Source organism: Mesorhizobium sp. M0904 (assembly GCF_040319475.1).
Lineage (GTDB): Bacteria > Pseudomonadota > Alphaproteobacteria > Rhizobiales > Rhizobiaceae > Mesorhizobium.
On the sequence record NZ_JAMYOC010000003.1, the window covers coordinates 150,800 to 165,187 of the forward strand.

Genomic DNA, 14,388 nt, shown 5'->3' on the forward strand with positions numbered 1-14,388 from the left:
AGGAAGCTGCCGCCAAGCGCGCCGCTAACGAGGCACCGATCCCTACGCCTAAAGATATAGCCATTCGGGATGATTGCTCGCTGTTACCTCACATCGTACGGCTGTCATCGGACGGGCAGGCTCAACAGGAGAGCGAACAATGGCTATACGCGTTCCCTTTACTCCCGGTGATCTAGTAGACCGTCAACGGGGCACCGATGACGTCCTCGCAGGCGATCTAAATACAAACACCTTAATCGGCGATGCTGGCGGCAGCCTGCTAGATTTCTCGAGGGGCGGCAACGACATCTTCACGGGATCGCCATCCTCCACCACCACTGCTTACGGAGATGCCGGCGAGGATAGCTCGGACCACAGCAAGGGCGGCGACGACAGTTTCACAGGCGCCTCGCTGGGCACCTACGTCTTCTACGGTGACGTCGGCGGCAACATGTTCGTTCATGCTCTGGGCGGAGACGACAGTTTTAGAGCCGAGGGCGACTCGTTCAACACTTTTTACGGCGATGCCGGCGGCGATATGTCGGACCACAGCAAGGGCGGCAACGATACGTTGAGCAGTGAAGTGGGTAGACGGGTAGACAACACGTTCTACGGTGACGCCGGCGGCAACATGTTCGGCTTTGCTCAAGGCGGCGACGACATTTTCGTGACCAGCACTCGACAAGGAGCCGATCACACCTTTTACGGTGACGCGGGCGGCGAGATGTCCGACCATGGCAAGGGCGGCAACGACACCTTCCAGGGCTCGATAGAAGCCAATAACATTTTCTACGGTGACGCGGGCAGCAACATGTCCGGCAATGCGCAAGGCGGCGACGACAATTTCACGAGCAGGACCGACTCATTCAACACTTTCTACGGCGATGCCGGCGGCGATATGTCGGCCTACAGCAAGGGTGGCAACGATACCTTCACGGGTGGCTTCTTTTCCACCAACACTTTCTTCGGCGACGCCGGCGGCAACATGTCTGACCATGCTCAGGGCGGCGACGACCACTATACGGACCTGGGTGGGGAGATCGGGAGCAAAACTCTTTATGGCGATGCGGGCGGTGATCTTTCCGGTTTCGCCGCGGGCGGCAACGACACTTTCACGAGCGCGGGTGGCTCGGAGATAACTTTCTACGGGGACGCGGGCGGCAGTATGTTCGACCACGCGCTGGGGGGCGACGACGTGGCCGTGCTGCAAGGCACTCATAATTTGGGGTATGGCGATGCGGTCACGATGCTCGGCAGCGCTGTGGGCGGCAATGATACCCTGACTGGCGGGGACAAAAGCGCCTTTCCTGATGTTCTAAACGAGTTATACGGCGACGCGCGCTCTATGTCCGGTTCCGCCCAGGGGGGCAACGACATTCTTACCGGGGGCCACAACAGCGAAAGCGGCCAGGTCCGTAACTTCCTGTGCGGCGACGCTGTGCAAATGTCCGGTTCGGCCAAGGGCGGAAACGATACCCTGTACGCCGGGAGCGCGGCACCCGGCTGCACGGTCATCAATGACATGTGGGGCGACGGGCAACTGAGCGAGTTCGCTCAGGGCGGCAGAGACCAATTCATATTCAAGGACGATGGTTCCATGACGGTCGGAACCCAAAACACCATCTACGATTTCAGCCAGACCCAAGGCGACACTATCGTGTTTAGTGGCGTGGAGGGCGTGCAATCGTTCGATGATCTCACTATTGCGCAAACTGGAACCGACACCATCATTACCGCGGGAGTCGATCAAGTTACTCTCGCAAACTTTACGAACACGCTGACAACAAGTGACTTTTTGTTCGTCTGAGAGAATGAACACCTACCCTTTTCGAAGGAGCTGGAATGCGGTGAGAGTTCGTGCACGATAGTCGCGCGGCCGGTCGCCCAATTATGCTAGACCGGCCGATCGACAATCCAAGCCGCAGGTATGGATCACACGGCCAGGAATCTCTCGGTCAGTCGAGCCCAGAGCGCTGCGCCGACGGTCAGATTGCCGTCGTTGAAATTGTATTTCGGGCTGTGCAGGATGGCTGAATCCTCGCCGTTTCCGAGGCGCAGGAAGCAACCGGGTTTGTGTTCGAGGAAATAAGAAAAATCTTCGCTGCCGGGGATCAACGGGCAGACAGACACCTTGTCCTGACCGACGAGCTCGACAGCGACGTCTGTCGCGAAGGACGTCTCGCCCTCGGAATTGATCACCACCGGGTAGCCGCGCTCGTAATCGATCTCGACCGTTGCGCCATGCGCCTGCGCCACAAGTGCTGCGATATTGCGAATACGCTGCTCGAGCGTGTCGCGAATCTCGGCCGAGAAAGAGCGGACGCTCAGCGTGATTTCGGCGTGTTCCGGGATGACGTTGGAGGCCGTGCCGCCGTGAATCGTGCCGACGGTAACGACAGCCGTCTCGATGGGGTTGACGTTGCGCGACACCACCGTCTGCAGGGTCATGACGGTGTTGGCGGCAGCGACGATCGGGTCGACCGTCAGGTGCGGACGCGAGGCGTGGCCGCCACGCCCGGTTATCTTGATCGTGACGGTATCGCTCGCCGCCATCAGCGGCCCGGCGCGCATCAGGAACGAACCCGTCGGCGCGCCCGGATGGTTATGCAGCCCGAATATCGCATCGCAGGGAAAGCGCTCGAACAGGCCGTCGGCGATCATCGCCTGCGCCCCGCTTCCCTTGCCGGCTTCCTCGGCCGGCTGGAAGATGAGGTTCACCGTGCCGTTAAAATGCCGCGTGCGCGCCAGGTATTCGGCGGCGCCGAGCAGCATCGTGGTGTGGCCGTCATGGCCGCAGGCGTGCATCTTGCCGCTGGCCTGGCTGGCATAAGGGAGATTGGTCGCTTCGGTAATCGGCAAGGCGTCCATGTCGGCGCGGATGGCGATGCTGCGGCCGCTGCCCTGGCGCAAGCGGCCGACGACCCCGAGGCCGCCGACATTGCGCGTCACCTCGTAGCCCCAGCCTTCGAGCCGTTCGGCAACGTATGCAGCCGTTTCGTGCTCCTGGAATGAAAGCTCGGGATGCGCGTGCAGGTGCTGGCGAACCGCCGCAAGCTCGGCGGCCTTGTCGGCGAAGTCGGAAATGTCGGCGAACTGGTTGGAGGTCTTTGGCATGGAAGGTCCTTTGCCGAGCACGTAATCGTGCCGGCTTTGCTGTCAGATGAAACGGCTTAAAAAGGCCCGCGTGCGCGGGTGCCTGGGTTTGGCGAGAACCTCGTCCGGAGGCCCGGCCTCGATCACATTGCCGTCGTCCATGAACACCACCCGATCCGCCGCCTCGCGGGCAAAGCCGATCTCGTGCGTGACGACGATCATGGTCAAGCCCTGCTTGGCAAGATCACGCATGGTGGAGAGGACCTCGCCGACCAGTTCCGGATCGAGCGCCGACGTCGGCTCGTCGAAGAGCATCAATTTCGGGCGGATGGCGAGCGCGCGGGCGATGGCGACGCGCTGTTGCTGGCCGCCTGAAAGCTGGCGCGGATAGGCGTCGATCTTGTCGGCGAGACCGACACGGGTCAGCAGTTCGCGGGCGTAGCCGATCGCCTCCTTGCGGTTCTCCCGGTGAACGCCGAGCGGAGCCTCGATGACGTTCTGCAGGGTCGTCATGTGTGGATAGAGGTTGAACTGCTGGAACACCATGCCGATCTTGCGCCGCTGCGCCGCGATCGCCCGGTCGGAGAGTTTGTCGAGCCGGCCGTTGTGCAGCCGGTAGCCGATCTGCTCGCCGTCCACCTCAATCGACCCTTGGTCGATCGCCTCCAGATGATTGATGCATCGCAGGAAGGTTGATTTGCCGGAGCCGGACGGTCCGAGAATGACCACCACCTCGCCAGGCGCGACATCCAGGTCGATGCCCTTCAGCACCTCGAGCGGGCCGAACGCCTTGTGAACGTTGCGTGCCCTGACCAGGGGCGTGTCATGCGCGCTCATTGGCGGCCTCCAGTGTGGCGGTCGCCGTCTTCTCACGGGCGCCGCGGTCGCCGCGGCTGTAGTGACGTTCGATCGCGCCTTGCGCGACATTGAGGATCGAGGTGATCAGCAGGTACCACAGCACTGCAACCATCAGCAGCGGAATGATTTCGAAGGTGCGGTTGTAGATCGACTGCACCGAGTAGAGCAGGTCGGCCATGGCGATGACGCTGACAAGCGACGTCGCCTTGATCATGCTGATTAGCTGATTGCCGGTCGGCGGCACGATCGACCGCATGGCTTGCGGGATGATGATTCGCCGCAAGGCCCGCGCGCGCGTCATGCCGAAGGCTTCAGCCGTTTCGGCCTGTCCCTTGTCCACCGACAGCAGCCCGCCACGAATGATCTCGGCCATGTAGGCGGCCTCGTTCAGCGCCAGACCAAGAACGGCGGCCGTCAAAGGCGTGATCAGGTCGTTGGTATTCCAGCTGGCGAAGCCGAGGGAAATGCGCGGAAACAGCGTCGAAAGGTTGTACCACAGGATCAATTGCACCAGCAGCGGCGTTCCGCGGAAGAACCAGATGAACAGGCCGGAGAGAAAGGATGCCAGCCTGTCGTTCGACATGCGCGCGATGGCGAGCAGCAGGCCGAGCACGATGCCCAGGATCATCGCCACGACCGTCAGGCCGAGCGTTACGGAAAGCCCCTGCATGACCGTCGGATCGAAGAAATACTGGGCGACCACGGGCCAGCCGAAATTCGGGTTGACCGCGACGATATAGGCGAAGCCGGCGGCGACGGCGACGGTGAATGCCCAGAGCGCCAGCCGGACGAGCGGGAATGGCCGGTGGGCTCGTTTGACGTCGCGCAGCGCGTCGTCGGGACGTCGCGGCAGCCCGGCCGCGTAGTAGGCAGCGGTCGCGTCGGTCATGGCAGCCTCTACTGGCCCTGGTTGATGCCGGGCGCGTCGATCATGTTCTTCTCGAGGCCCCACTTCTTCATCACCGCGGCGTAGGTGCCGTTCTTCATCAGGATCTTGAAGGCGTCGAGCAGCACGCCGCCCAGCGGCGAACCCTTCTTGACGACGGCGCCTTGGTAGATGTCCTTGAAGCCGTTGGCCTGGCCGACCCCGGCGAGTTCCAGCTGGCCCTTCGCCTGTTCGACGAAATAGGTCAGCGGCGCCTGCGAGGAGAAGAATGCGTCGGAGCGTTTCGACCGGACGGCCAGTATCGAGCTCGGCTGGTCGGTGAAGGATTGCACCTCGACGGCCGGCTTGCCCCCCTCGGTGCATTTCTGCGCCTGCTGCTTGATGACCTTTTCGGCCGAGCCACCCGACATGACGGCGATGCGCTTGCCGCACGCGGTGTCGAGCGAGGTGATGCCTTGCGGGTTGCCCTTCTCGACGGCGAAGACGACGTATTCGCGCACCCAATCGATGAAGTCGTTGGATTTCTGCCGGTCGGGATAGTCGCCGACAGGCCCCATCGCGAACTGATAACGGCCGGCATTGATGCCGCTCAGCAAAGCCGGCAGGCCGGCGACCGAGGCATGATCGATCTCGACACCGAGCAGCTGGCCGATGGCGTCGGAAATGTCCCTGGTCGCCCCCGACAGTTCGGTGCCGGTGACGATCTCATAGGGCGGGAACGAGCCGTTGTTGACGGCTGTGATCTTTCCCGCCGTGCGGATCTCTTCCGGCAGCCGGGCCTGCAAATCCTCGTTCACCGATTGCTTCTGGATATCCTGGGCAAAGCTGGCCTGCGCCAGCATGGTGACGAGCGAGGCGAATATGAAGCTGATTGTCCTCATGGCATTCTCCTTCGTGTTCTTCGTTGTGCGTTGTCAGGCTGCGGTGGCCCGCGATCTGGCCTCGAAAGGAAACAAGGCTTCGGCGGAAATCGGTTCCGCCAGAATGCCCTGGGCATGGAGCTCGGTGACGAAATCCTCGATCATGCGCCGGTTGGCCGGCAGGCCGCTGGCGTTCCAGGAGGCAGGCAGGTCGCGCCCCGCATGAAGCAGCTCCTCGAGGATCCAGGGCGAGGTATCGGCATATTTTCGGCGCTTTGCCGTCCAGACGCGCTGGCTTTCGTCGATCAGCCTGGCGAGTTCCTGCGGCAGCCAGGGGTGCTCCCTGACCAGGGCGGCCTTGACGGCGACCAGATGCATGCCCGGGATATAACCGACGTCGGCGAAATAGGCGCGTTCGGCCGCGCGAAAATCGCGCAGCACTTGCCGGAAGCCGGAAGCCGGGCCGAAAAAGCCGTCCGGCATGAAGGGCGTGAAAACGGCATCGAGCTCGCCTTGCGCCAGCAACTCCATCATCGGGCGCTCGCCCGGTGCTGCTTCGATGCGCCCCGGCCTGCCGAATCCGTCGAGGCGGTCGGCGATCGGGTGCCCCGATGTCAGCCTGCCGGCGAACCAATAGGCATCCTCGACGCCGACGCCTACCCGGCGAAGCGCCGCGCGCGTCCATGTGTTACCGGAATCGCGCCAGCCGGTCACGCCGATGCGTTTGCCGGCAAGGTCGGAAAGCCGTTCCAGCGGGCTGGTCTCGACCGTTATGATGCAGCGATGGCGAAAGCCGCGCATGATGAAGCACGGTAATCCAACCACCGTATCGACGCCCGAAGCCATGGCCGACACATAACGGCTGAATGAGACCTCCGCCGCATCGTAGTTCGGATCGGTACCGAGGTCCGGAATGAGCGTGGCGACGCGATCAACCTTCACCGACAAGCGGCTCGAAGTGACGTCACCCAGCACCAAAGGGGTGAGATAGTCCCAATCGCGGGTGGCTACAGTGATGGAAACGGGCATCGGCATGAACTTCAACGCTATGTTTGACCGGCGATTGGTAAATGTTTAATTTTGGCCGATCAAATGTTATTATGTTATTGAACATTAGCTTTAATGGTCGCGGGTGCCGATGGATTTCGATGCAGGATGGTTCGCTGATCGCCTTGGCGACCGCACGATGCGCGGCATCGCGCGCGAGACCAGTGCGCTGATCAGAAGCGGCGCGCTGCCTGTCGGCGCAAAGCTTCCGCCGGTGCGCGATCTGGCCTATTTGCTTGGCGTCAGCCCGGCGACGGTCTCGCAGGCGTGGAGCGAGTTGCGGCGCTACAAGATCATCGGCGGCCGCGGACGCAACGGCACCTGGATCATGGGCAACCGCTTTGCCGCCCGGCCCGAGCGCCACATGAGCGGCGGCAATTACGGACAGGATATTCTGAACCTGGCGATCGCGGAGCCCGATGTGAGGCTCTTGCCGCCGCTCGACATCGCGCTGGCGCATGGTGCGCGCGCCGAAAAGCTCAACAGCTACGAGCGGGTGCGCATCCTGCCCGAGCTGGAGGCCGCAGTGCGCCCGTCATGGCCGTACGATCCCGGCGCGTTCCTGGCCACCAATGGCGGTTACAACGCCATCTACACCTTGCTGCATGCGCTGGTCCCGCCGGGGGCGCCGGTGGCCATCGAGAACCCGACGGCGCTTCGCCTGCTCGACATTCTCGAGGATCTCGACGTGCCGATCATCCCCGTGGATTGCGACAGCGACGGTCCCTTGCCGGATGCACTTGCCAACGCTCTGCGGCAGCGGCCCGTCGCGTTCCTGTTCCAGCCGCGCGTCCATTCGGTTACCGGCGCCTGCATGTCGTCGGCGCGGCTGGAAGTCATCGGCGACCTGCTCGCCGGCACCGACGTGCTGATTGTCGAAGATGACGGCGTCGGCGATATTGCCTCGGCGTCGCGCATTTCGCTTGGCCGGCGTTTTCCCGATCGCGTCATCCATATCCTGTCCTATTCCAAGACCCATGGCCCGGATCTGCGGCTCGCCGTGCTGTCCGGATCGGCGACGATCGTCGAGCAGATCCAGTCCTACCGCAGCTTCAGCTCGGGATGGACCAGCCGCATCCTGCAGGCAGCCACCGCCTGGCTGCTGCAAGACCCGGCCACGGCCGCCCTGGTGGAGCAGGCGAAGGAGGTATACCGCGGCCGTCGCGAACGGCTCGCCGGCGAACTGGCCAAACGCAATGTCGATATCGACGCCGGACACGGTCTCAGCGTCCTCATTCCGGTTGCTTCGGAACCTTACGCGATGGTCACGCTGGCCGCCCACGGCATCGCGGCCCATGCCGGGGCGAAGTTTTCGACCGGAAAGACCAGCGCCGTGCGCGTCGCGACCAGCATCCTGAGCGAGGAGTACCTCGAGCACGCCGCAAATTCCCTGGCGCTGGCAGCCGATCCGGCGCGGGAGGTTGTCTGAGGCAAGTCATCGCCGTTCTGACTGCTACTCCGCCGCCACGCCCTTCACCTCGAGATAGCTCTCCATCGAATCGTCCATCGCCTGCAGCCACGGCGTATGGTGCAAAGGCGCCATCGTTCCGGTCATCAGCGAGCGATAGGCATGGTCGCGGAAGCCCATAATGTCTTCCGCCTTGTGGTGCTCCCACTCCATGAAGGTCCGATTGACGGCCTCGACGTCGAAGCCCGGATAGTCGGTCTGCTCCATCAGCTCCCTGGTGTAGTCGCCCTGGAACCAGATCATCTGCTCGGCGTCTTCCAGCGTCTCCTCGCGTGCCCGCCATTTCCGGCCGTGCTCCGCCATCGCTTCGGCCGAGGGCAGCTCGATACGGCCCATGATGACGTCGCGGGCGAACCAGGCCTGCGCGTCGAACATGTTGAAGGTGTAGAACTGGTCCTGCATGCCGATATAGGACAGCTTCGGGTTTTTCTCCCAGACGACGCCCTCGTAGAGCCCGTCCGGCCACATACGGTTGGCGGTCTTCAGCTTCAAATCCTCGGTGAGGAACGGGAAGGAATGGAGGTAGCCGGTGCACAGGATGATGGCGTCGACGTCTTTGGTGCTGCCATCCTTGAAATGCGCGGTCTTGCCGACGACCTTCTGCAGCAGCGGCACTTCCTTCCAGTTCTCCGGCCATTTGAAGCCCATCGGCTTCGAGCGGTAGCTCGAGGTTATCGATTTGGCGCCGTATTTGTAGCATTGCGAGCCGATGTCCTCGGCCGAATAGGAGCGGCCGATGATCAAGATATCCTTGCCCTTGAATTCCATCGCGTCGCGGAAATCGTGGCTGTGCAGGATGCGACCATTGAAGGTCGAGAAGCCCTCGAAATAGGGAACGTTGGGCACGGAGAAATGCCCCGAAGCGACGACGACATTGTCGAACTCTTCCGAATAGGTGACGTCGTTGGTGCGGTCATGCGCGGTGACGGTGAATTTTTTCGTCGTGTCGGAGAAGGTGACCATGCGCACCGGGCTGTTGAAGCGCACCCATTGACGCACACCCGATTTTTCGACGCGGCCCTTGATGTAGTCCCACAGCACGGCACGGGGCGGATAGGAGCCGATCGGCCGGCCGAAATGCTCCTCGAACGTGTAGTCGGCGAATTCGAGGCATTCCTTCGGCCCGTTCGACCAGAGGTAACGGTACATCGAGCCATGCACCGGGTCGCCGTGCTCGTCGAGGCCGGTGCGCCAGGTGTAATTCCACAGGCCGCCCCAGTCGGACTGCTTTTCGAAGCAGACGATCTCGGGAATATCGGCGCCCTTGTCGGCGGCCGACTTGAAGGCCCGGAGCTGGGCCATGCCGGACGGCCCGGCTCCGATGACGGCAACACGATCTTTCATGCGGGCCTCCCGATCTCATTTCTCTAACGAAACAAATTTCACTGACAGGACAGTAATTGCCCCTTCGATGCTGTCAACAGGGCTTGTCGCGAAACCGCGCTTCGCCGAGCTGGATTTCTAAACGACGTGGAAGCTCGGGCGAAGTCCGGTCATTGCGCAATTCGGCTTGCCGTGAGAGTTGCGCTTCTGTATCGGCACCGAATATGTTCACCGTGAGTGAAATGAATCGGCAAGGTCCGGGGTGGCGAAATGGCGAAAAGAGCGTCCAATCTGAAGCAAGATGCCGGCGCCGCGGCGGGCAAAGCCAAACCCGCCGCGATCGAGCCGCGCAAGATACGCGTGCCGCTCACCCAGAACCCGCACGCCATTCGCGACACCCGCGAAAAAGTGCTTGAGGTCGCGATCGGCCGCGAGGTGCGAGCATTCCGCAAAAAGCTCGGCATCACAGTCGCCGATCTGGCTGCCGCCACCGACATTTCGCTCGGCATGCTGTCGAAGATCGAGAACGGCATTACCTCGCCATCGCTGACCACGTTGCAGGCGCTGTCGCGGGCGCTCGGCGTTCCGGTCACCGCCTTCTTCCGCCGTTTCGAGGAGGAGCGCAGCGCCGTCTTCGTCAAGGCCGGCGAAGGCCTCGACGTCGAACGCCGCGGCACGCGCGCCGGCCACCAGTACAATTTGCTCGGCCATATCGGCTCCAACACCAGCGGCGTCGTCGTCGAACCCTATCTGATCACGCTGACCGAGGATTCCGACGTGTTCCCGACCTTCCAGCATGAAGGCATGGAATTCCTCTATATGCTCGAAGGCGAAGTGGTTTACCGGCACGGCAGCAATCTCTACCCGATGAAGCCCGGCGACAGCCTGTTCTTCGACGCCGATGCGCCGCACGGACCGGAAGTGCTGAGCGTTCTGCCGATGCGCTATCTGTCGATCATCTGCTACCCGCAGAGCGCGGGGTGAGTTGGCCAATCTCCCCCCTCGTGGGGGAGATTAGCAGCTTCGCGGGCAGCTTTAATCCGGCCCAAAGCCTGGGCTTGTCGAGCTGCCATCATCCAATTTCGACAGCCATTCGACCAGCGTCGGCCGATAGCGCGTCAGGCCCTTGTAATTGGCGAGTTCGTCTGGCAGGTCGCGGATGACGCGGTGCAGGCGGCGTGCCCATTTCGGCTGCGTCACCAGTTCGTCCATCTTGATGAGGTAACAGCGGATCGGGAAGACGATCGCATTCGAGCGCGGCAGCCGCCAGAAACTCTGCAGTTCGACGCGCAGATGCACTTTTTCGCCAACGTTTTCCGGCGTCACCGTGGCGCGGTCCGGACCCCATTTGTGGTAATTTTCCGGGCTGGTGTCGAGGCGCGGATTGATGGTCATCGTCCAGTTCAGCCGGCGCGCCGGCTTACCCTGCTGTATGTTGGTGAGGAATTTCAGCGCCCGGACGAAGATCCCCTTCTCATGCGCCAGCGGCACCGGCGCGTGCCATTCGAAGAAGTTCATGCCGATGTCGAAATCGAGCGACCAGTCGGCCTGGGTGGTGACCATGCCGGCATCCATCCACAGATTGCCGTCGCGCTGGTCGAGAATGCAGAAATCGCCCTGGCTCTGGCGGGTGATATATTCCATCGGTCCATAGGGCAGCGTCGAGACGTCGCCGAAGGTGAAGCTGTCGTCGATGCCGAGCGGCCGGTTGATCCAGCGCCAGCGATCGCCGTCGCGGATCAGCGTGAAATGCTCGGGATAGCCCAGCGCCTGCTGCTCCATCAGGAGTTCGAGCAGATCCCAGCCGGCCAGCGTCATGTGCGGCAGCGACTGGCAGCGCAGCGGATCCTCGGCCAGCACCAAAGCGCGGTCCTGCATCTCGGCGACATAGTGCTCGTCGACGTCGATCAAATTCTCCAGCACGCTGCCCCTCGGCCCGACGACATGCGGCTCGATGTTGACCGCATACATGTAGCTGTCTTCATGGAACGGGAACGGGAACCGCCTGATGTGCTCGGGGCTGTTCCTGAAGGTGAAGTCGTCGCGGAACGTTTCCTTGCGAAAGGTGATGCCCAAGCTCGCCTCCTATCTTTCCAGCACCAGCGACCTGCCCTCGAAGCGCGAGACGCAAGGCATGATCTTGCAACCCGAACGGTGGTCTTCCTCGCTCAGCCAGTGGTCGTTGTGGATGAATTTGCCGTCATGCGAAATCACGTTGGTCTCGCATTGGCCGCAGACGCCGCCGCGGCACAGATAGGGCGGATCGACGCCGGCCGCCTCGATCGCCTCCAGCAGGCTCTGCTGCTCGTCGACACGGATCGTCTTGCCGCTGAGCGCCAGCGTCACGTCGAAGGGCGCGCCGGGCTGGGGTGCGGCGAAATGCTCGAAATGCACGGTCTCTGGCGGCCAGCCGAGGGCAGCGGCGCGTTCGCGCACCCAGCCGATCATGCCGGACGGCCCGCAGACATAGAGATGCGTGCCGAGCGGCTGCGACGACAACAGCCGGTCGAGATCGACGCGCTCGTCGCGGTCGTCGTGATAGAGCCTGACCCGGCGATCGTAGCGCTCTCTCAGCAGGTCCGCATAGGTGCCGAGCGAGGCGGTGCGGCAGGTGTAATGCAATTCGAAATTGCCGCCTTGCGCCGCCAGCTGCGCGGTCTGCGCCATAAACGGGGTGATGCCGATGCCACCGGCCAGCATCAGATGCTTCCTGGCCCGAAGATCGAGCGAGAACAGATTGACGGGGTAGCTCACCACCATCTCCGTGCCCGGCCTGACCTGCCTGTGCATGAACAGCGAGCCGCCGCGGCCAGCATCGTCGCGGCGCACCGAGATGGTGTATTCGCGGGTGTCGAGCGGTGAGCCCATCAGCGAATAGGGATTGAGCCTGGTACGTTCGCCATCGCGCATCTCGACGACGACATGGGCGCCGCCGGAAAAGGTCGGCAAAAGCTGGCCGTCGCGCCTGCGGAAATGAAAGCGCGTCACCAACTCGTTGACCGGGACGACATCGCTGACGACGACATCGAGTTTGGTAGTGCCGGTGCTCATCGAAAGACCTCCTCGATCGGAGGAATTTCGCTGCGGTCCTCGGCGTTGATGCAGACGCCCTGGAAGGCGGCGAGGCGCCGCGAATAGTGGTCGCGCACCAGAAGCAGCAGGCCGCAATGCGAACAGGTTGCCGGCTGCGTCGTGACGTTCTCGGTGATGCCCTTGCAATGGACGCACTGCACGCGGCGCGCCAGCGAGCCGCGATGCTCGGTCTGGATCGAGGTGTGGTCGATGCCGGCTTCGAGCGCCGCCTGCATGGCCTGGCCGATCAGCCCTTCGGTGCCGGCAAGGTAGAGCCTGAGGCCCATATGGGCGTTGGCCAGCGTCTGCTTCAGCCGCGGCAGGGCACTGGCGAAGGAATGGCCGAGGTAGAGCTGCGCCGGCTTCAGTGCTTCGACCGCCTCGGCGTATTTACCGTCGCGGCCGGGAATGAAGATGATGTGGGCGCCGCCGAAGAAATCCGCCGGTGCCTTGGCAGCCAGATCGGTAATCGCCAGCGCTCCCTCTGCGTCCGCTACGAAAAGATGGTGCTTGCCGGGCTGTGGAGACAGGGTCCCATAGACCGGGCGGCTGATGATGCTTTTTGCTGCCATACCCGCAGTATGCCTCAGCCTTTCGCCGTGCGCTTGGTCTTCTTCGGGTCGTCGAACGGAAGCGGCTCGGCGGTTGCGCTGATGGCGCCGCTCCTGTTGCGGATCTCGAGCCGGGTGCCCTGGACCGCGCAGTCAACATCGAGCCGGGCGATGGCCATCGATTTCCTGACCAGCGGCGAATACATGGCGCAGGTCACCACGCCGACCTTCTTGCCGTCGCGATAGACCGGTGCGCCCTCGTCGGCCGGCTCCCTGCCTTCGAGCAGCACACCGAATATCTTGAAGCGCTCCTTGCCCTTCAGGCGGTAGTGCTCCTCGGCACCGCGAAAGCCCGTCTTGCCCGGGCTGACGGTGAAGTCGAGACCAAGCTCCCACAGCGTGTCGCCGGGCCCCTCATTCTCGAACGGATATTTCTGCGAATTGTCGTAGGGGTAAAACAACAGGTAGCTCTCGACGCGCAGCATGTCGAGCGTGGTGAAGCGGCACGGGATGATGCCGGCGCTCTTGCCCTCGTCGAGGATCCTGTCCCAGATCGTTCCGGCGTCCTGGCCACGGCAGAAGATCTCGTAGCCGCGCTCGCCGGTGTAGCCGGTGCGCGAGATCATCACCGGAAAGCCGAACAACTGCGTCTGCATGTGGTGGAAATAGTTGAGGTCGCGAATGCCGGGCACATGCTTTGCCAGATAATCCACGGCTAGCGGCCCCTGCAGCGAAAGGTCGTGCAGATTGTCGTCGAAGCGCAGCGACACGTCGCGACCGACGGAAGCGCGCTGCAGCTCTTCATGGCCGGTGCCCGAGCCATGCACGACCATCCAGGAATTCGGGCCGGTGCGGTAGAGGATGCAGTCGTCGGTGAACTTGCCGGCCTCGTTGAGCATGCAGGCATAGGCCGACTTGCCGGGATAGATCTTTTCGACGTCGCGCGTCGTCGCCAGGTCGATCAGGTGAGAGGCGTGCGGCCCGGTGATGTGGATCTTCTTTAGGCCCGACACATCCATCAGGCCGGCCTTGGTGCGGATGGCGATATACTCTTCGTCGGCGTCCTTGTCGTAGGTCCAGGCGGTGCCCATGCCGCTCCAGTCCTCGAGCTTCGAGCCGAGCGCGCGATGGCGGTCCGCAAGCGTCGAAAATCTCCAGGATGCCGTCATCCGCTGTCCTCCGTTTCGAAAAACGTTTGCTTTCCCCTGCTCCCTGCACACAGGCGGGAGCGTTGCCTTGAATATTGATCGC

The 14,388-nt window shown here is 62.6% G+C and carries 13 protein-coding genes; 3 read left to right on the forward strand and 10 right to left on the reverse strand.

What is annotated here, in order from left to right; translation table 11 throughout:
• The first annotated feature begins 139 nt into the window (after nucleotides 1–139).
• The gene (locus NKH80_RS05035) at nucleotides 140–1,786 is read left to right on the forward strand and encodes a hypothetical protein (protein WP_352820529.1); all 1,647 of its coding nucleotides are present in this window, start codon (nucleotides 140–142) and stop codon (nucleotides 1,784–1,786) included.
• Between the two features lie 125 nt (nucleotides 1,787–1,911).
• On the opposite strand, the gene NKH80_RS05040 is transcribed toward NKH80_RS05035, so the two are convergent.
• The 5 genes from NKH80_RS05040 to NKH80_RS05060 form a co-directional block, all read right to left on the reverse strand.
• Nucleotides 1,912–3,093 (reverse strand): M20 aminoacylase family protein, encoded by a 1,182-nt coding sequence (locus NKH80_RS05040; protein ID WP_352990007.1) that lies wholly within the window; start codon nucleotides 3,091–3,093, stop codon nucleotides 1,912–1,914.
• Nucleotides 3,094–3,135: 42 nt separating this feature from the next.
• A complete protein-coding gene (locus NKH80_RS05045) occupies nucleotides 3,136–3,909 on the reverse strand; it encodes an amino acid ABC transporter ATP-binding protein (RefSeq protein ID WP_352990009.1) in 774 nt (257 codons plus the stop codon).
• A complete protein-coding gene (locus NKH80_RS05050) occupies nucleotides 3,896–4,819 on the reverse strand; it encodes an amino acid ABC transporter permease (protein WP_352990012.1) in 924 nt (307 codons plus the stop codon). Before NKH80_RS05050 ends, NKH80_RS05045 begins: the two co-directional genes overlap by 14 nt.
• Before the next feature lie 8 nt (nucleotides 4,820–4,827).
• Nucleotides 4,828–5,658, reverse strand: a complete 831-nt coding sequence (locus NKH80_RS05055) for an ABC transporter substrate-binding protein (protein WP_502900459.1) — start codon at nucleotides 5,656–5,658, stop codon at nucleotides 4,828–4,830.
• A 72-nt stretch (nucleotides 5,659–5,730) separates the two neighbouring features.
• The gene (locus NKH80_RS05060) at nucleotides 5,731–6,705 is read right to left on the reverse strand and encodes a substrate-binding domain-containing protein (protein WP_352505295.1); all 975 of its coding nucleotides are present in this window, start codon (nucleotides 6,703–6,705) and stop codon (nucleotides 5,731–5,733) included.
• Nucleotides 6,706–6,814: 109 nt separating this feature from the next.
• On the opposite strand from NKH80_RS05060, the gene NKH80_RS05065 reads away from it, so the two are divergent.
• Nucleotides 6,815–8,152, forward strand: coding sequence for an aminotransferase class I/II-fold pyridoxal phosphate-dependent enzyme (locus NKH80_RS05065; protein WP_352505296.1), 1,338 nt, complete (start codon nucleotides 6,815–6,817; stop codon nucleotides 8,150–8,152).
• Between the two features lie 24 nt (nucleotides 8,153–8,176).
• Here the strand turns inward: NKH80_RS05065 and NKH80_RS05070 are convergent, their stop codons facing one another.
• The gene (locus NKH80_RS05070) at nucleotides 8,177–9,535 is read right to left on the reverse strand and encodes a trimethylamine monooxygenase (protein ID WP_352505297.1); all 1,359 of its coding nucleotides are present in this window, start codon (nucleotides 9,533–9,535) and stop codon (nucleotides 8,177–8,179) included.
• A gap of 249 nt (nucleotides 9,536–9,784) precedes the next feature.
• Here NKH80_RS05070 and NKH80_RS05075 point away from each other — a divergent pair, with 249 nt between their 5' ends.
• Nucleotides 9,785–10,498: a helix-turn-helix domain-containing protein gene (locus NKH80_RS05075; RefSeq protein ID WP_352645392.1), complete on the forward strand. Its 714-nt coding sequence runs from the start codon at nucleotides 9,785–9,787 to the stop codon at nucleotides 10,496–10,498.
• Nucleotides 10,499–10,549: 51 nt separating this feature from the next.
• On the opposite strand, the gene NKH80_RS05080 is transcribed toward NKH80_RS05075, so the two are convergent.
• Genes NKH80_RS05080 through NKH80_RS05095 form a run of 4 tightly spaced genes read right to left on the reverse strand, consistent with a single transcriptional unit; the run spans nucleotide 10,550 to nucleotide 14,306 of the window.
• Nucleotides 10,550–11,590, reverse strand: a complete 1,041-nt coding sequence (locus NKH80_RS05080; RefSeq protein WP_352751099.1) for a heme-dependent oxidative N-demethylase family protein — start codon at nucleotides 11,588–11,590, stop codon at nucleotides 10,550–10,552.
• Nucleotides 11,591–11,599: 9 nt separating this feature from the next.
• Complete coding sequence (locus NKH80_RS05085; RefSeq protein ID WP_352505299.1) at nucleotides 11,600–12,565, reverse strand: PDR/VanB family oxidoreductase; 966 nt, start codon at nucleotides 12,563–12,565, stop codon at nucleotides 11,600–11,602.
• A complete protein-coding gene (locus NKH80_RS05090) occupies nucleotides 12,562–13,158 on the reverse strand; it encodes a dimethylamine monooxygenase subunit DmmA family protein (protein WP_352505300.1) in 597 nt (198 codons plus the stop codon). The genes NKH80_RS05085 and NKH80_RS05090 overlap by 4 nt, the downstream gene beginning before the upstream one ends.
• Nucleotides 13,159–13,172: 14 nt before the next feature.
• The gene (locus NKH80_RS05095; RefSeq protein WP_352990017.1) at nucleotides 13,173–14,306 is read right to left on the reverse strand and encodes an aminomethyl transferase family protein; all 1,134 of its coding nucleotides are present in this window, start codon (nucleotides 14,304–14,306) and stop codon (nucleotides 13,173–13,175) included.
• Nucleotides 14,307–14,388 lie beyond the last annotated feature (82 nt).